Source organism: Ruegeria sp. CG4, from assembly GCF_056537185.1.
In genome coordinates, this window is record NZ_JBQFRB010000009.1 from 33,142 (window position 1) to 50,482 (window position 17,341).

A 17,341-nucleotide genomic window follows, 5' to 3' on the forward strand; every position below is an offset into this window, starting at 1 on the left:
TGCGGTTGTTTCTGGTTGTGAGTTCGAGGGCCATTTGCCCGGTTGTCATTACGCCGCAAAGTTTAGAACGGGTGGAAAGAATGAGCCGCAACCAGGCAGTCGGTGCATCGCACGACGAACCGAAAATTGAAGGATTGGAACCGGGCGCAAAGCTGTTGCGCGGTCAGTATGAAATCCTTCGCTATCTCAGCAACGGCGGATTTGGGATCACCTATCTGGCGCGCGACAGCCTGGAGCGCGATGTGGTGATCAAGGAATGCTATCCCGGTGCCCTTTGCCGCCGGAATGGCGATCTGGTGGAACCCAACGACCCTTCATATCAGGAAGATCTGCGCGCGATCATCGACCTGTTCATTCAGGAAGCCCGCAACCACGCGCGGCTTGTCCACCCCAATATCGTCGATGTGCATCAGGTGTTCGAAGACAATGACACCGCGTATATCGCCATGGACCTGATCCGGGGTTGCGACCTGCTGGACTACGTCGAGAACCCGGAAAACGATGGCGGGCCCGACTTTATCGTTCAGGTCACCGAAAAAATGCTGTCGGCCGTGTCCTTCATTCACCAAAGCGGCATGTTGCACCGTGACATCTCGCCCGACAACATTCTGATCGACGAAAATGGCGATCCGGTTCTGATCGATTTTGGTGCAGCCCGGGAACAGGCAGCACATCAGAGCGCGGCTCTTCTGACGCTTCGGGTGATCAAGGACGGCTATTCCCCCCACGAATTCTATGTGCGCGGGGCCGAGCAAGGCCCAAGCAGCGACCTGTATGTTCTTGCGGCGACCCTGTACCACGCGATCAGTGGCGAACGCCCCATAGATGGCCAGACCCGCCTGAACGCCTTCAACAGCAGCCAGGATGACCCTTACACTCCGTTGTCAGGGCAATTTGAAGGTTATCCCGAGGGATTTCTGGAAGCGATTGACAAGGCGATGGAAGTTCACGCCACGGACCGGTTGCAAAACGCGCTGGAGTGGTTGCGGATGTTCCGTGGCCCGAGCGTGATGTTCGACAGCTTTGCCTATCGCCCTGTGTCGGTCATCGTCGGCATGGACCGCAAAGATGACGAGGAAGAAAAAGCCCGCATCAAGGCCGAAAGCGAAAATGCCGAGGCGGTGGTTACCGCCCTGCTCGCGGGCAACCAGGACATCGTCATCGGCAATGACGATGACAAAGATCTGGCCAAATTCGCGCCCAAGGCCGACGAACCGGTTGCGGTAGACACCGTTGTACAAAACCGGTCAGGCGGCAGCGGCAAAATGATTGCCGGCCTTGCCGTAGTCGCAGCACTTGCGGCAGGTGGCTACATCTTTATGGAGAGCAATAAGGGCACCGATATCTCCAGCACCGCGGAAACAGCCACACCTGCGGCCGAAACGGCGGAACCTGCGGTAGTTGCCGCGGAACCCGTCGAAGAAAAGACCGAAGTTGCAGCCGCCCCAGTCGAAGAACCCCCAGAGGTTGCGGCGCCGGTCAGTGCAGACACCACCGCAGTCGAGACCGCTCAGACCGAAACGGAAACAGCAGTTGTCACACCTGCCGAACCCGTCACCATACAGGAAGAAGACCCCCAGGAGCAGCCTGTCGAGCAGACACAGGCCAAACCGGCGGCCCTGAACGAGGCCGAAGCAAAGACCGCCGAGGGAACAGCGGAAACAGAAACACCCGCGGCCCCGGCGGCACCGGTTAACCTCGCTGAAACGCAAGTTGCATTCGCTCATTGGGACGTAGAAATTCCTTTTGCGACCGCCAAACGCCGCGCCTCAACCGGTAACGTGATCGCCGTTACCGAGGTTGATCCGTCGCTTGACATGGGCGTCATCGGTGAATGGGTCCAACGCGGTGCCGCGATTTTCACACTGAATGGCAACCCAGTACGCTCGGATGTGACGTTTGCCGCCCAAGTTCTGGATGACCTAAAGGTCGATCCGGACGGCTATATCCGCGTATCTGCACGCTATCGCCCATTGGGCAAGACCCGCGCTCAGAACGGATTGCTGGCGTTGCCTGCTCATCGCAAGCTCGGGCTGGAGAATGGGTTTGCCTTTGATATCCGTCACAACGGTGACGGCTGGCAGACGGTTGTCACCAGTGCCCCTGCAGGTGAAGCAGGCGGCCTTCGGCAAGGGGATATTCTGCGGAATGAAACGCATACCGGTCTGGCCATTGACGGCCCGGAAAGCCTGGATGCTGTACTGGCCGATCTGATCTCGGAAAATCAGCCCCAGGCACGGCTGACTGTGTTGCGCAACGGTGCGGACACGTCTGCCACCATGCCTTTGGCGAGGGAGTGATCGGACAGTTTGAAATGTGATCTGCCAGTGTGTGTTTGCTGAGGGTCGCGGGCCAAACCCGCAACCCTGACGGGAACCGGCCCGTCGCGGAAAGTTAAGTTAGTTCTCTGGTTTCTCAAATCGTAGGTGCCGCTGCGCATGTTGCGCGGAGGTGAGTAGCAGCCGCGCGGGACAGTCGTCCTGTGCCCAAAGTCAAAGGTGTCGACACCATGTTCAAATATAAAAGCCCTCTCAGCCGGCTTCTCGAAGGTGCCGGCAAAGCAAGAGAAGCCGAAACCGAAGACGTTGCCGCCCCGGCGGAAGAAAGGCTGGAAAACAAGCAGCCGATCGCGGACTTCAACGCACTGCGCGCAGCGTTGGGCGGTGGAAACCTCTCGGCCGAAAGCTACGAAGAAGCCGACGAACTGATCCCTGAAGAAAAGATGCCAGATTTCGCTGAAGGCGAAACTGAAGTGGACTCCTCGGATGACGAGGCGCAGGTCGAAGTAGAAGACGCGGTCGCAGAACCGGAAGCCCCACAACCCGAAGTGGCACAGGATGATCAAGTTGTAACTCTGCACTTGACGACTGAAGTTACCGAAGTTGAGGCGGTTGAAGAAACCCCTGAGGCCGACGAAGCCGCAGTTGAAGTAATCGAAGACCCTGAAGAGCCGGAAATTCAGCCGGAACCGGAAGCCGTGCAGTCACACGAACCTCAAGTGATGCAGGTCGCCGAACCGGAAATCGTCCAGGTGCCTGAAACGGAAGTTGCACAGGCCCCGGAGGTCGAGGAAACCCCGGCAGCGCCCGTTGCCGCCGATGATCGCCGCAGCCGCGTGAAGACGACCTTCCTGGGGTTTGAGCGCGCCGACACACATGTGCAGGACCTGATGGAAACGGCCGAACCGGTCGCCAATTCCGAAGCTGCTCAGGAGACCTTTCCTGTTGGCTGGCTGGTTGTCACATCCGGCCCAGGTCGTGGTGCGTGCATCACGCTGACTGAAGGCTTGATGCAGATCGGCCGCAATGACGATCAGGCCATTCAGCTGGACTTCGGCGACACAGGTATTTCGCGCAGCAACCACGCCGTGATCGCCTATGACCCCGAAGATCGCAAATGCTACCTGGGGCACGGCGGCAAGGCCAATCTGGTGCGCCTGAACGGCAAGCCGGTGCTCAGCACTGTGGCTCTGTCCAGCGGCGACCTGATCCGGATCAGCGAAACTTCGATCCGTTTCGCTGCTTTCTGTGATGACGGCTTTGACTGGCGGGATTCCTGATAGATGCTGGCGACCCCGGCATATGATATTGCACTGATCCTGGATCAGGGTCAGCGCGACACGCAGGAAGATGCGATTGCATCGCGCATGTTTGACGCGTGCAACGCAGGTTATGTTGTCGTAGCCGACGGAATGGGCGGTCACGCTGCAGGTGAAATAGCTTCGGAGTTGGTGATCGCCGCCTGGCGCGGGGCACTGGACGCCGAGCTTGAGACGGACACTCCAAGCGAAGCTGACCTGATCGACGCCCTGCCTCTGGCCGCCATGCAGGCCAATGCCGCAATCGCCAACCACAGCGAAGAACAGGGCGACGGATTCAACATGGGCTCGACCCTGCTTGGTCTTCTGCTGCTGGGCCAACGCGCGTTCTGGATTTCGATCGGTGACAGTCCGCTTTATTTGTTCCGGAATGGCCAGCTGACCCAGATAAATGAGGATCACTCGATGGCACCTGTGATTGACGCACAAGCCGCCGAAGGTGCTCTGACCCTGGCCGAAGCGCAGGCTCACCCTGACCGCAATCAACTGACTTCAGTAGTCATGGGGGCCGCTATTCCCAAAGTCGATTGTCCTGAACAGCCTTTGAAACTCGAAGCTGCCGATATCCTGATATTGGGCAGCGATGGGCTGCAATACCTCAACGACGCGGAAATTCAGTCCATCGTGACCGACAATGCGCAGGCCTTGGCACAGGATCTGGCCGATGCATTGCTTCGCGCCCTGCAATCCAAGAACGACCCCGATCAGGACAACGTATCAATCGCCGTGGTGAAACCGGCAACACCCTAACATAGGCAAAGCAACAGGACCCATGAGAAACCATCTGATCATATCAAGTCTGGCTCTCGCAGCCGCGACGGGCGCGGCCTCGGCGCAAGAGGCGTGCAGTACCTACGAGATTCAGCGAGGCGACAGCCTGCGGGAACTGGCGATACAGGTTTATTCGACTGAAGACTATCGGTTTATCTACGACGCGAACCGGGATGTCATCGGCTCGAACCCGAACATCATTCGGGTCGGCGATATTCTGACTTTCCCCTGCCTTGAAGAGGTCGGACGCGAGGCAGCAGTGCCGGATACCGAAGCCGGACGCATCGCCGCGGAAATGGCTGCCGAGTTGGTGAAAGCCGCAGAAGAGCGGGCCGAAAAAGCCGTTGCCGACGCCGAAGCCCGCGTTGCAGCAGCCGAAGCCGAAGCCAAGAAGGCCAGCGAAGACGCTGTGATCGAGGCCAAAGCAGCGGCCAAGGAAGAAATTGAAGCCGCTCGCGCCGAAGCTGCAGCGCTGATCCGCAACGCTGGCGACAATAAGCAGCCCGAGGTTCGGGATCGCCAGATTTTGCTGATCACCGGCGGAAATTATGCACCCTTCACGGATGAGGCGCTGCCGAACCGCGGGCTATATACCTATCTGGTCGAAACCGCGATGCTGCGGGCCGCGCCCGAGCAATCCTACAAGATCCAGTTCGTCAACGACTGGTCGTCGCATCTGGATCTGCTGATGCCGACGCTGGCGTTTGACGCGACATTCCCCTGGTCGCGCCCCAATTGCGAAGAGGCCGAAGCCCTTTCGGACAAGGACCGTTCGCGGTGTGAGACCTACAATTTTTCCAACCCGTTCTACGAAGTTGTTGACACCTTCTTCGCCCGCGAAGGTTCGGGCTATGAACAGACACTGACCTACGCGGATTTCGCGGGCACCACGATCTGCCGCCCCGAAGGCTGGTCTCTGTCGCACATGGATACGGTCGGCCTTTACGAGCCGGCGATCAAGTTGATGCGTCCGGTTTCGCCGGATGACTGCTTTCACGCCGTCATGGAAGGCACCGCCGACATCGTCGCCATCGAGGCACACCTGGCGGTCGAGGCAATCGGTCGGCTGGGTTACGAACACCGCATCATCGAAAACCCCAATCTGGCGGCGATCAAGTCGCTTAACATCATGACCCACAAGGACAATCCTGACGGGGAGGCAATCCTTGAGACGCTGAACCAGGGTCTGGCAATCATGCAGCAATCGGGCGAATGGCGCGACATCGTGTCGACCGCCCTGCGTCACCAAATGGAAAATGGCTAAGGCCGCAATCGGCCTGACACACAAGAAAGTCTGGAGGAAGTGGACATGTTTAATATTGATCTGAAGAAAGTGGTAATGTCGGCCACCGCTGTCACAGCACTGAGCGCAACCGCGGCGGCGGCACAGGAAGCCTGTACCAACTACACCGTCGAGGATGGCGATACGATGGCAACCATCGCCATCGCGGCTTATGGAACGTCGAACTATCAGCCGATCTTCAACGCGAACCGCAACGTCATTACGAACCCGAACGCACTGGAACCGGGCCTGGTTCTGGCCCTGCCCTGTGAGGACGGCAGCCTGCCCAACGGTCAGACCGCACAGGAAATCATCGCGGCGGAAGAACAGCGCGCGGCCAGCGTAAAGCGGTCGAGCGTCTACCAACCGCCGATCAAACTGGTCACCGGCAATGGCTGGGCACCGTTTGCCGATGAATCGCTGAACGGCGGCGGTGCAATCACCCGCCTGGGCACCACTGCCCTGCAGCGTGGCGGCAACGCCCGCGACTATTCGGTCAGCTTCGTGGACGACTGGAACTCGCACCTGGAAACGCTGCTGCCTTTGGGGGCGTTTGACGTATCCATGGCGTGGAACATGCCCGACTGCACCAACCGCACCTACGAATGGTCGTGGGAAACTGAAGTGCGCTGCACCCAGTTCGACTCGTCCGTTCCGGTTTATGACATCGTGGTCGGGTTCTACACCCTGCCGGAAAGCAGCTATGCAAGCGCGACAACTTTCGAAGAGCTGAAAGGGTCCACCATCTGCCGCATGGACGGCTGGTTCATCCACGATCTGGAACAGGAAGGCCTGCACAACGGCGAATCCATGACCCTGATGCAACCCATCACCGCGCGCGAATGCCTCGACGCTGTTCTGACAGGTACCGCCGACGTCGCGACGTTCGAAGTTCAGTTGTTCTCGGACACCATGGTCGAAATGGGCCTGAACCAGAACGACATGGTGGAAAACCCCTTCGTGACCTCGCTGTCTTCGCTGCGCTTCATCAGCCACCGGAGCAACCCGTTCGGCAAGCAGTATCTGGCGATGCTGAACAAGGGCCTGAACGAAATGCGTGAATCCGGCGAATGGTACGCCATCGTTTCTGACACGCTGCGCGAGCACAACGAGAAACTTATGGCAGCTTCGAACTGATCCCTCGGTTCAGCTGATACACTGGGGCCGGTTCCGCAACCGGCCCCTTTTTTGTTCGTGATAACCCAGTGCCCTGGCCTGGACATGGTGGTTGGGCGCCGCATCACGGAACTGAAAGAAGCCTAAGCTGATCGCCTTTTTGTCCTTTGTATCCGGGATTATTCTGGACACGGTGACCGTCGGACGGCGGGAAATGAAGCGGCAGCATTATCTCAGCCTGCCAGCGCCAATATCCAAATAACGGCACTCGGTCTGCTTTCGGACGGGCAAAAAACACCCCAACTACGGGAAACCCCCAATATCGGAAGCTGCCGGGTTTGATATTCTGACCCCAACAGCACCGGTGAGGCCTGAGCCTCTCCACTCACTTGAAAAGGGACTGACTTTGGGGGTCAGTCCCTTTTTACTTGGCTCATTGGATATTTACTATCCGTAAAGGGCCGCACAGGTACGCGCGGCCCTGGATAGTTTTACCCGATAATGGCGTTCAACGTCGCGCTGGGGCGCATGACCGCGGCTGCCTTCGTCGGATCTGCGTGATAGTATCCACCCAGATCGGCGGGCGCGCCTTGCGCCGCAGCCAGTTCGGACAGGATTTGCTCTTCCTTGTCGGCAAGTTCTTTGGCAACCGGGGCAAATTCGGCGGCCAGATCGGCGTCATCGGATTGCGCAGCCAGCGCCTCGGCCCAATATCGTGCAAACCAGTAGTGGCTGTCGCGGTTGTCGGGCTGGCCAACCTTGCGGCTGGGCGATTTGTTGTTGTCCAGAATGCCTTGCGTCGCGGCTTCGGCTGCAGCACCCAGAACCCCGGCCTTAGTATTGCCCTTGCTGTCGGCCAGGAAGTTCAGCGATTCACCCAGCGCACAGAACTCACCCATCGAGTCCCAGCGCAGGTGGTTTTCCTCCACCAACTGCTGCACGTGTTTGGGCGCCGAGCCACCCGCACCGGTCTCAAACAGACCGCCGCCATTCATCAGTTTGACGATCGACAGCATCTTGGCCGACGTGCCCAGTTCAAGGATCGGGAACAGGTCGGTCAGGTAGTCACGCAGGACGTTGCCGGTGATCGCGATGCTATCCTTGCCTGCTGTAATGGTCTCCAGCGACTGACGGGTCGCCTCACGCGGGGCCATGATCAGGAACTTGTCCGCGACGCCAGCCGCCTCAAGCGCCGGTTTGACGTATTTGATCAGCTCTGCGTCATGGGCGCGGTTTGCGTCCAGCCAGAAGATCGCCTCGGAACCGGTCAGGCGCTGACGGTCCATCGCCAGCTCAATCCAGTTCTCGATCGGAGCCATTTTGACGGTGCAGGACCGCCATATGTCGCCCTTTTCGACCTCATGCGAATGCAGCGTCTCACCATTGGCCAATACGATACGGATCGTGCCATCGGCGGGTGCTTGGAAGGTGGTCGGGTGCGAGCCGTATTCTTCCGCCTTCTGCGCCATCAGACCCACGTTGGCCACGGCACCAGCTGTTGCCGGATTCAGTGCGCCGTTGGCTTTGAAGAAGTTGATGGCCTCATCATAGACGGGAGCATAGCAGCGGTCGGGAATCACGCAGTTGGTGTCACCCTTCGCGCCGGTTTCGTCCCAGCCCTTGCCGCCTGCACGGATCACGGCGGGCATCGACGCGTCGATAATCACGTCCGACGGGACGTGCAAGTTGGTGATGCCCTTGTCGCTATCGACCATGTACATCGACGGACGGTCCGCCTTGATCGCGTCGATTGCGGCCATGATGTCGGCGTTGCCCTTCACGCGATCCAGAAGATCACCCAGACCAGAGTTCGGGTTCACGCCCAAAGCGTCCAGTTCCGCGCCAAACTTCTCGAACACCGGTGCCAGCCATGCCTTGACCGCATAGCCGAAGATGATCGGGTCCGAGACCTTCATCATCGTCGCCTTCATGTGCAGCGAGAACATGGTGCCATCTTTTTTAGTGTCCTCGATGGCGTCCGCCAGGAACGAAGACAGCGCCTTAACCGACATGAAGGTCGCGTCGGCAACAGTGCCTTCGGCCAGAGGCCAGGCATCTTTCAGAACGATCACGCTGCCGTCCTTGCCAACAAATTCGATCTTGGCATCACCCGCCTGAGCAGCCGTGATAGTCGCCGATTTCTCATTCGCATAGAAATCGTTGCCAGACATGGAAGACACTTTGGTTTTGCTGTCCGACACCCACTCACCCATCGAATGCGGGTTCTTCTGAGCGTAGTTCTTGACCGCACGGGCCGCGCGACGATCCGAGTTGCCCTCACGCAGTACCGGGTTAACAGCCGAACCTTTGATGGCATCATAACGTGCGCGGATCGCCTTTTCCTCGTCAGTCGAAGGCTCTTCCGGGTAGTCCGGAATATTGTAGCCCTGCGATTGCAGCTCTTCGATGGCTGCAACCAGCTGCGGGACCGACGCCGAGATATTCGGCAGCTTGATCACATTGGCATCCGGCGTCTTCACCAGCTCACCCAGTGCGGCCAGATCATCGGTGATACGCTGATCTTCGGTCAGGTTCTCGGGGAAGGTTGCCAGAATGCGGCCCGCCAGCGAAATATCCTTGGTGCCGACACTCACGCCAGCGGCCGAAGCGAACTTGCGAATGATGGGCAGGAACGATGCGCTCGCCAGCTCCGGCGCTTCGTCTACAATGGTATACAATATATCGAAGTTCGATTTTTCTGCCATATTCCCTTACCTTTTTTAAGCCTTTCAGGGGCGTGCGATCCAAGAGTTGATGCCACATCAACGTGGCGCGGCAGGGGCACGATCAGGATGCTGCCCCTTGGTTACTCTGATTTGACAGGGCCTCCCATAAAACAGGATGGCCCCGGGATCAATCACCGGAACGCGCGCAAATTGACACGGGGTTGGGTGAACCAGATGAAACGGCGCAGAAAAAGGGTCGGCCTTGCTGCCTCAGACGCCCCAGGTGTCGCTCAGACGATAGCCGCCCGGCCAAGGGTCATCGGGATCCAGCATGTGTTGGTGAATGCCGGTAATCCAGCCCTGGCCGCTGATCTCCGGGACAATAGCCGCGCGATCGCCAAGCCGTGTTGCCTCGACGATTCGACCGGTAAAACGCGAACCGATGATGGAAATGGCTTCGAACGTTTGGCCGACCTGCATCTGTCCTTTGGCGGCCATCAACGCCATGCGTGCCGAGACCGCCGTGCCGGTGGGTGAGCGATCGACTTTACCCGGTTGAATGGCCACGGCGGACTTGCCGCGCACCCCTTCGGGAGCTTCCTCCAAAGGACCGCAGAAGGCACAGAAGGAGATGTGATCCCAATCCGGGTTTTCGGGATGGGAAAAACCAATCTGTTCATTCGCCGCATTTGTGATTGCAACACCCATACGCGCGATATCACGCGCCTCGTCTTCGGTGATCTCAAAGCCCAGAGCGGCGGCATCGACGACGACGAAACTGTCGCCTCCAAAGGCCGTATCGACCTGCAACGTTCCCACGCCCGGAACTTCGAGTGGAACGCCAAGCTTGTCGGCAAAGCTGGGCAGGTTCTGCGCAAAGATACGTCTGGCCTTGCCGCCCTCGCACTCGGCCCGGACACGGACCAGGCCGCCAGGCGCCTCCAGCGTCAGATGGGTTTCGGGCTCCTGCATCGGGACGATGCCGCCATCCAGCAACACGGTCGATACGCAGATCGAATTCGATCCGGACATCGGCGGCGTATCTTCAGGTTCCATGATGATGAATCCCGCATCAGCGTCAGGATGTTTGGGCGGCACCAGCAGGTTTACATGCCGAAATACTCCGCCCCGCGGTTCGTTCAGGACAAAATTTCGCAGGGTCTGATCTTTTGCGATGAACGAACGCTGGTCCCACAGCGTGTCGCCCGGCGGCGGCGCGACACCGCCAACGATCACATCCCCGACCTCGCCTTCGGCATGGGCTGAAATCACATGAATTGTCTTCACGCTGCGCATGAGGGCTCCTTAAAACCGGGTAGCAGAAAAAGGATCAGGGGAAATCTCAGGAGTATCATCGACAAGGAGGTCGGCGACCATTTCAGCGGTCCCTGCTGACTGTGTCAAACCCAGATGACCATGGCCAAACGCATAAATCACATTGCGGGAACGGCGTGCAGGGCCGATCACCGGAATACTGTCCGGTAGCGACGGGCGGAATCCCATCCATTGCGTACCACCTTCGGTCCTGAGCCCCGGCAGGAACTGCGTCGCCTTTTGCAAAAGGGTTTCCGCCCTCCGGTAATTCGGTGGCAGTTTCAGCCCACCAAGCTCGACAGCACCCCCGATGCGCACGCCGCCGTTGATGCGACTGGCCACGAATCCGTGGCGGGAAAAGGTCAGATGCATCCGCAGATCGAAGGCGCCCTCGGGCAGGGTCGTGTTATACCCGCGCTCGGTCTCCAGAGGGATGTGATCGCCCAGAGTGCGCGCCAGTTCATGCGACCACGCACCGGAAGCGACGACAACCTTGTCGGCCTCAACCGTTCCACCGGCATGGCTCAGTTGCACCGATGTGTCCCGGGGAGTAACGGCGCGAATCTCCATTTGCTCGATCCGGCCGCCGCGATCCAGAAACGCTTGCGCCAGATGGCCTACCCAAGTTTTTGGATCGACCGTGTTCATCCAACCCGGTGTGAAACCGGCATGAGTAAAGCGGGGGCTGAGACCAGGCTGCAACTCGGCAATGGCTTCACGGTTTTCCAGCAGTTCAAACGCGATCCCGTGACGGCGGCGTGTTTCCCATCCGGGCAGGCTGGCACGAAACTCTGCCTCGCCTTCGTAAAGCTGCATCTGACCATCCCGCTGAATCAGCGCCTCGCCATCGACGTCCGAAATCAGACGCTCCAGCGCAGCGCCCGACAGGCGCATGAGGCCCGCCTGTGCGGCCAGAAGCTCGTGATACCGGCGCGGACGGCTGGCCTGCCAGAACCGCATCATCCAAGGAATGATCTGCAGGGCATAGGCAGGGGGAATTGACAAAGGCCCCAGCGGATCCAGCAACCATTTAGGTGCCTTGCGCATGATGCCCGGCGTCGCCAGCGGCTCGACCTCGGTCAGGGCAAACGCTCCGGCATTGCCGGCAGAAGCCTGCGCCGCGACGCCTTCGCGGTCCAGCACGCGGACATTATGACCCCGACGCTGCAGCTCAAGCGCAGTTGTTATGCCGATGACACCGGCACCGATTATCACCACGTCCGAATGCGTCACGTCGCAATCCCGTCTTTGAACGGATCATTTTCGGCAAAGATCAGCTTCGCCTCGGCCATGACATGGGCCTGCCCGGTAATCGAGGGTATGACACCTCCATTCGGGCCCGGCTGATAAGACAGGCGATAGGTGCTTCCGATCACAGATTCCTGCACGATCTCCTCGCCCGGGGCCAGTTTTCCATCCGCCGCCAAACAGGCCAGCCGTGCCGAACTACCGGTGCCGCAGGGCGAGCGGTCGTAATTGTCATCCGGACACAGGACAAAGTTGCGGCTGTACACACCATCCGTCGAGGACGTTCCCTGAAAGATTACATGATCAACCGGTTCACCCCGTTCGCCGCCAATACCCTGCGCGATCGAAGCCTCGCGGATGGCGACGGCCATGTTCGTCAGCTTTGCGATATTCCCGACACAAACCGGAATTGGACTGGGATCGACAATGAAGAACCAGTTGCCACCATAAGCCAGATCGCCCGTCACTGGCCCGTTGTCCGGCACGTCCAGGGTGGCTGAGCGCTGTACCCGGCGGCTTTCGATGTTTGTGACGGTCACCGTGTTTGCGTCATGCAATTCGACCGTCACCACCCCCGCAGGAGTTTCGATGCGATGGGTGCCCTGCCCGATCCGACCCAAGTGGGCCAATGTCACGGTCAGACCAATGGTGCCATGACCACACATGCCAAGCACCGCGTCTACGTCAAAATAAATCACGCCGGTCACACAAGTCGGATCAACCGGTTCGACCAGCAATGCGCCAACCATGGCCGGTTGCCCGCGCGGCTCGAGCATGATGGAGCGGTAAAACTCCTCATGCTCGGTCGCCAGTCGCCGGGCTCGTTCGGCCATGGGGCCATTGCCCAGATCAGGTGCGCCATCCAGGATCACCCGCGTGGGCTCGCCCCCGGTATGGCTGTCGATCACATGCATTCAGCGATCACCCCGCCCTGCGCTGACCAGTCGGCGAACCAGCTTTTGAACAGTTCATACTGCTGTTCACAATAGTTGCGCTGTGCATCATTCAACTCATCGCTTTCGTTAAAGTGCAGGCGGTATTCCGGTTCACCGTTCAGCACTAACAGATGCTTGTAATAGAGCACCAGATCGGGGCCTTCGTCAAAGCTGGAAAGAACATGGAACGCCTCGGTCAATTCCTGAGCGCGCAAACGGGCCTCGGCGCTTCCGGTGGCGGCTTTTTGCGACAACGCCGCCAGCAACAGCGCCTCGCGCGGCAGCGCATTGCCGATTCCGGTAATCGAACCGGTCGCGCCACAGTTTACAAAGCCATGAAAGACTTCGGTATCGACGCCTACCATCAGAGTCACATTGTCATCCTGACTGGTGATGTTCTCTGCTGCGTAGCGCAGATCGTCCTTGCCACCGAATTCCTTGAACCCGATCAGATTGGAGTGTTCGGCCCGCAGCGCAAAGAACAACTCGGCGCGGGTGGCGAATCCGTAATAGGGGCTGTTGTAGATCACGGCAGGAATGTCGGGCGCCGCAGTAAGAATATCCCTGAAATGGTTCTTCTGCGCCGCCGGCGAACTGCCACGTGACAGAACGCGCGGGATCACCATCAGGCCGGCGGCGCCCACTTTTTGCGCGTGGGCGGCATGGGCCACGGCGGATTTTGTGTTAATGGCCCCGGTGCCCACGACAACCGGAAGTCCGGCGGCAACCAGACGCTCGACCCCCTCCATCCGCTGTTCGTCGGTCAGCAGGGGCCAATCCCCCATCGAACCGCAATAGACAACCGCCGACATCCCTGCATCGATCATCTCCTGACCTTTGCGGACCAGTGCGTCATAATCCGGTTTGCGGTCCGGTGTGCAGGGCGTCATGAGGGCGGGCATGGTGCCGGTGAAGACATTTTTTGGCATGGGGCAAATCCTTTGGAAGCAGCGTTTCGTACGGCAGGAGGAAATCAGGTCAGAGCCGTTTCGAATCGAAATAACGGATATTGGATACAAAATCCATAAAAATTCTACGCCAAAGCAAAACGCGCCGAACCGGTGGCTCGACGCGCTGTTTGATCAGGGTTTGGGTGTCAGATTCAGCGCAGGCGCTGCCCGGTTTCCTGGTCGAACAGTAATGCGCGGTCAGGTCGGACCGATATGCCAATTCGCTCGCCCTGCGTGCTGCGTTGATCGTCGCGTTCTTCGACAATCAACCGGTCGCCATTGGGCGTTACCAGGTAAGAATACGACACCCCGCCAAGCGCTTCGGTCAGGTCAACGGTGCAGGTCTCGCTGCCGCGATCAATCTGGATATGCTCTGGCCGAATGCCCAGTGTGACCTTGTTGGCCCCCGAAGGCACGGACGCCGTAACCGGAATCGACTGATTGAGTGCAGGATGACTGACCTGACCATCAACGACATCGCATTCCAGAAAATTCATCGCGGGCGAGCCAATGAAACCGGCCACAAACCGATTGTCCGGATCACGGTACAAATCCATCGGAGCGCCGACCTGTTCGATCCGCCCGTCCCGCAGCACAACGATCTTGTCGGCCATGGTCATCGCTTCGACCTGATCGTGCGTGACATAAATCATCGTCGCGCCGATTTCGTTGTGCAGTCGCGCAATCTCGACCCGCATCTCGACCCGCAACTCGGCATCGAGGTTCGAAAGCGGCTCATCAAACAGGAACACTTCGGGCCCGCGAACAATGGCGCGCCCGATGGCCACCCTTTGCCGCTGGCCACCCGACAAAGCCTTCGGCTTGCGTTTCAGGTACTGGTCCAGCTTCAGAATTTCCGATGCTTCGTGCACCTTCTTGTCGATTTCGGTTTTCGAGACGCCATTCATGCGCAAACCGAAGCCCATGTTTTCCGCCACCGACATGTGCGGGTAGAGAGCATAGGTCTGAAACACCATTGCCACGCCACGTTTGGCCGGGTCCATATGGGTTACATCCCGCGAACCGATGTTGATTTGCCCTTCGGTCGTTTCCTCAAGCCCGGCGATCATGCGAAGAAGGGTGGACTTGCCGCAACCTGACGGACCCACAAATACGCAGAATTCACCATCTTCGATCTCAAGATCTATGCCGTGAATAACCTGTGTCTGGCCGTACCGCTTGATCGCGCCGTTTAGTGTAACTCCGGTCATGTCGCATGCATCCTGTCTTTGCGGGTGGTCCTACGGGATTCTGGGAATTGCCATGCCTGAGCTTCCGCGCCGATCTGATCGGCCACATGGCGGACACGGGGAATCCAGGCTTCGAGCTGGGTGAAATCCATCCGTTCGGTGAAACCGGTTACGGAAATTGCGCCCAACATGCGCCCGCCCGAAGTCAGGATCGGGCATGCTATGCAGATGATGCCGGGCTCGTGCTCTTCATCGTCGATCGCATATCCGCGCTGCCGGATCAGTTCCAGATCCGCGCGTAGCGCCTGTTCCGAGGTCAGTGTCTTGTCGGTAAACCGGTGATAGCTTTGTTGCGACACCGCCTTGGTCAACGCCTCATCATCCAGATGCGCCAACATCGCCTTGCCGACGCCTGTGCAGTATGCGGGGCCGACTTTGCCAGCTTGCGAGAACATCTCGACCGGCTGCGCCGCGTTACGTTTGTCGACATACAAAACCTGACTGGAATCAAGCTGTGCAAGGTGAACTGTTTCCCCTGTTTCCTGACTTAGCGCGTCGAGAAACGGGCGGGCAATCGGGGCCAGTGAGCTTTGGGTCCAGGCATCATGCGCCAACCGCACCAACCTCAGGCCAGGTGCATAGGTCTGACGGTCGGGATCGTAGGACAGCATCCTTTGGTGGGTCAGCGATTGCAGAAACCGGTACAACGTCGCCTTGGGGAAACTGCTGTTGTCCAGCAGCTCCGCGAAACGGACCGGGCGTCCGAATGCAGCCACCTGATCCAGCACATCGCATGCTTTCCCAATTGTTCCTTCACCTGCCACGGGCGCTTTTCTCCTCCGTTTGCCCACGGCCGACAGCACGTGGGTCTTGACAAGACTAACCGAGTCGATGTGTAGTTTTCAATATATAAAACTAAGTTTCACTATGTGGAACCTAAATGTGGAAGCTAAGGGAGGAAACCATGCATTCCATCTACAAGCGCACAACGGCCGCACTGGCCATGAGCGTTGCACTTGCCGTTCCGGCCTATGCCGAACTCACTGGTGAGCTGCGGATTTTCCTGGACACATCCAACCCGGCGCCGCGCGCGACGATGGAAGCGATGATCGGCCGCTTCGCTGAAAAGCACCCGGGGCTGGAAATCGAAACCACAGTGATCGACCGCGAGGCGTATAAGACGCAAATCCGCAACTTCCTGACCGCCGACACGCCGGACGTCGCCACGTGGTATGCCGCCAACCGTATGAAGCCATATGTCGAAGCAGGCCTGTTCGAGGATGTTTCGGACCTATGGGCCGAGCCTGAGATTGCTGAAAACCTCGCCTCGACCAAGGGCGCGATGACCATCGATGACAAGCAATGGGGTGTACCCTACACCTACTACCAGTGGGGCGTTTATTACCGCAAAGACATCTTTGATGAGTTGGGCCTTAGCGAACCCACCACCTGGGAAGAGGAACTGGCCAACTGCCAGAAAATCGTCGACTCAGGCCGCGCCTGCTATACCATCGGCACCAAATTCCTGTGGACCGCAGGCGGCTGGTTCGACTACCTGAATATGCGCACCAACGGCTTCGACTTCCACAACCAGCTTGCCAATGGCGAAATCAGCTGGGAAGACGACCGGGTCAAGCAAACCTTCGCCAACTGGAAACAGTTGATCGACATGGGCGCATTCATCGACAATCACCAGACCTACAGCTGGCAAGAGGCCCTGCCCTTCATGGTCAACGGCGAAGCGGCTGCATATCTGATGGGGAATTTCGCCGTCGCGCCGCTAAGGGATGGCGGCCTGACCGACGATCAGCTGGACTTCTACCAGTTCGTGTCCATCAACCCTGATGTCGAAATGGCTGAAGATGCCCCGACAGATACATTCCACATTCCTGCGAATGCATCGAACAAGGAAGCAGCGCGTGAGTTCCTGCGCTTTGTGGTCTCTGCGGAAGAGCAGACCGAAATCAACAATGGCTCGAACCTTGGGCAATTGCCGGTAAACGCACAATCCTCGGTGGATGATGACAAGTTCCTCCAGCAGGGCTTCCAGATGTTGTCGTCGAACAGCCCGGGCGGGGTGGCGCAATTCTGGGACCGGGATGCACCGGCGGAAATGGCAAAAGTGTCCATGGAAGGCTTCCAGGAATTCATGGTCAAACCGGACAATCTGGACCGTATCCTGGCCAAGCTGGAACGTGCGCGCGAGCGAATTTACGAAAACTAATCCGGTCGGGCCGGGCACACGCCCGGCCTGCACCTGAACCTGTGTAA

13 protein-coding genes are annotated in these 17,341 nt (G+C 58.6%); 6 read left to right on the plus strand and 7 right to left on the minus strand.

Features of this window, described 5'->3' with window-relative positions; translation table 11 throughout:
- Positions 1 to 80: 80 nt before the first annotated feature.
- The 5 genes from ACR0J2_RS19385 (at position 81) to ACR0J2_RS19405 (ending at position 6,788) form a co-directional block, all read left to right on the plus strand.
- Positions 81 to 2,300: a protein kinase domain-containing protein gene (locus ACR0J2_RS19385; RefSeq protein WP_480813522.1), complete on the plus strand. Its 2,220-nt coding sequence runs from the start codon at positions 81 to 83 to the stop codon at positions 2,298 to 2,300.
- 209 nt (positions 2,301 to 2,509) lie between these two features.
- Entirely contained in the window at positions 2,510 to 3,559 is a 1,050-nt protein-coding gene (locus tag ACR0J2_RS19390; RefSeq protein ID WP_480813523.1) for an FHA domain-containing protein, read from the plus strand.
- 3 nt (positions 3,560 to 3,562) lie between these two features.
- Positions 3,563 to 4,348: a PP2C family protein-serine/threonine phosphatase gene (locus ACR0J2_RS19395; RefSeq protein WP_480813524.1), complete on the plus strand. Its 786-nt coding sequence runs from the start codon at positions 3,563 to 3,565 to the stop codon at positions 4,346 to 4,348.
- A gap of 22 nt (positions 4,349 to 4,370) precedes the next feature.
- A complete protein-coding gene (locus ACR0J2_RS19400) occupies positions 4,371 to 5,633 on the plus strand; it encodes a type 2 periplasmic-binding domain-containing protein (RefSeq protein WP_480813525.1) in 1,263 nt (420 codons plus the stop codon).
- 45 nt (positions 5,634 to 5,678) lie between these two features.
- A complete protein-coding gene (locus ACR0J2_RS19405) occupies positions 5,679 to 6,788 on the plus strand; it encodes a transporter substrate-binding domain-containing protein (protein WP_170611179.1) in 1,110 nt (369 codons plus the stop codon).
- A 470-nt stretch (positions 6,789 to 7,258) separates the two neighbouring features.
- On the opposite strand, the gene ACR0J2_RS19410 is transcribed toward ACR0J2_RS19405, so the two are convergent.
- The 7 genes from ACR0J2_RS19410 to ACR0J2_RS19440 form a co-directional block, all read right to left on the minus strand.
- Positions 7,259 to 9,472: an NADP-dependent isocitrate dehydrogenase gene (locus ACR0J2_RS19410; RefSeq protein ID WP_480813526.1), complete on the minus strand. Its 2,214-nt coding sequence runs from the start codon at positions 9,470 to 9,472 to the stop codon at positions 7,259 to 7,261.
- Positions 9,473 to 9,703: 231 nt separating this feature from the next.
- Positions 9,704 to 10,729, minus strand: coding sequence for a trans-3-hydroxy-L-proline dehydratase (locus ACR0J2_RS19415; protein WP_480813527.1), 1,026 nt, complete (start codon positions 10,727 to 10,729; stop codon positions 9,704 to 9,706).
- Positions 10,730 to 10,738: 9 nt separating this feature from the next.
- A complete protein-coding gene (locus ACR0J2_RS19420; RefSeq protein ID WP_480813528.1) occupies positions 10,739 to 11,980 on the minus strand; it encodes an NAD(P)/FAD-dependent oxidoreductase in 1,242 nt (413 codons plus the stop codon).
- Positions 11,977 to 12,909, minus strand: coding sequence for a 4-hydroxyproline epimerase (locus tag ACR0J2_RS19425; protein ID WP_170807606.1), 933 nt, complete (start codon positions 12,907 to 12,909; stop codon positions 11,977 to 11,979). The genes ACR0J2_RS19420 and ACR0J2_RS19425 overlap by 4 nt, the downstream gene beginning before the upstream one ends.
- Positions 12,900 to 13,859: a dihydrodipicolinate synthase family protein gene (locus ACR0J2_RS19430; RefSeq protein ID WP_170807605.1), complete on the minus strand. Its 960-nt coding sequence runs from the start codon at positions 13,857 to 13,859 to the stop codon at positions 12,900 to 12,902. The genes ACR0J2_RS19425 and ACR0J2_RS19430 overlap by 10 nt, the downstream gene beginning before the upstream one ends.
- A gap of 173 nt (positions 13,860 to 14,032) precedes the next feature.
- Positions 14,033 to 15,091, minus strand: coding sequence for an ABC transporter ATP-binding protein (locus ACR0J2_RS19435; protein WP_480813529.1), 1,059 nt, complete (start codon positions 15,089 to 15,091; stop codon positions 14,033 to 14,035).
- Positions 15,088 to 15,894 carry an IclR family transcriptional regulator gene (locus tag ACR0J2_RS19440; protein ID WP_170611200.1) on the minus strand — a complete coding sequence of 269 codons (807 nt, stop codon included), beginning with the start codon at positions 15,892 to 15,894 and terminating at the stop codon, positions 15,088 to 15,090. Before ACR0J2_RS19440 ends, ACR0J2_RS19435 begins: the two co-directional genes overlap by 4 nt.
- Before the next feature lie 140 nt (positions 15,895 to 16,034).
- Between ACR0J2_RS19440 and ACR0J2_RS19445 the strand changes: the two genes are divergently transcribed.
- Entirely contained in the window at positions 16,035 to 17,294 is a 1,260-nt protein-coding gene (locus ACR0J2_RS19445; protein WP_170611203.1) for an ABC transporter substrate-binding protein, read from the plus strand.
- Positions 17,295 to 17,341 lie beyond the last annotated feature (47 nt).

What these genes read in the sequence shown, in the direction of transcription:
- ACR0J2_RS19400 (WP_480813525.1), top strand. Translation starts at nt 4,371, where the DNA reads ATGAGAAACCATCTGATCATATCAAGTCTGGCTCTCGCAGCCGCGACG.
- ACR0J2_RS19430 (WP_170807605.1), bottom strand. Translation starts at nt 13,859, where the DNA reads ATGCCAAAAAATGTCTTCACCGGCACCATGCCCGCCCTCATGACGCCC.
- ACR0J2_RS19395 (WP_480813524.1), top strand. Translation starts at nt 3,563, where the DNA reads ATGCTGGCGACCCCGGCATATGATATTGCACTGATCCTGGATCAGGGT.
- ACR0J2_RS19435 (WP_480813529.1), bottom strand. Translation starts at nt 15,091, where the DNA reads ATGACCGGAGTTACACTAAACGGCGCGATCAAGCGGTACGGCCAGACA.
- ACR0J2_RS19385 (WP_480813522.1), top strand. Translation starts at nt 81, where the DNA reads ATGAGCCGCAACCAGGCAGTCGGTGCATCGCACGACGAACCGAAAATT.
- ACR0J2_RS19410 (WP_480813526.1), bottom strand. Translation starts at nt 9,472, where the DNA reads ATGGCAGAAAAATCGAACTTCGATATATTGTATACCATTGTAGACGAA.
- ACR0J2_RS19390 (WP_480813523.1), top strand. Translation starts at nt 2,510, where the DNA reads ATGTTCAAATATAAAAGCCCTCTCAGCCGGCTTCTCGAAGGTGCCGGC.
- ACR0J2_RS19445 (WP_170611203.1), top strand. Translation starts at nt 16,035, where the DNA reads ATGCATTCCATCTACAAGCGCACAACGGCCGCACTGGCCATGAGCGTT.
- ACR0J2_RS19405 (WP_170611179.1), top strand. Translation starts at nt 5,679, where the DNA reads ATGTTTAATATTGATCTGAAGAAAGTGGTAATGTCGGCCACCGCTGTC.
- ACR0J2_RS19425 (WP_170807606.1), bottom strand. Translation starts at nt 12,909, where the DNA reads ATGCATGTGATCGACAGCCATACCGGGGGCGAGCCCACGCGGGTGATC.
- ACR0J2_RS19415 (WP_480813527.1), bottom strand. Translation starts at nt 10,729, where the DNA reads ATGCGCAGCGTGAAGACAATTCATGTGATTTCAGCCCATGCCGAAGGC.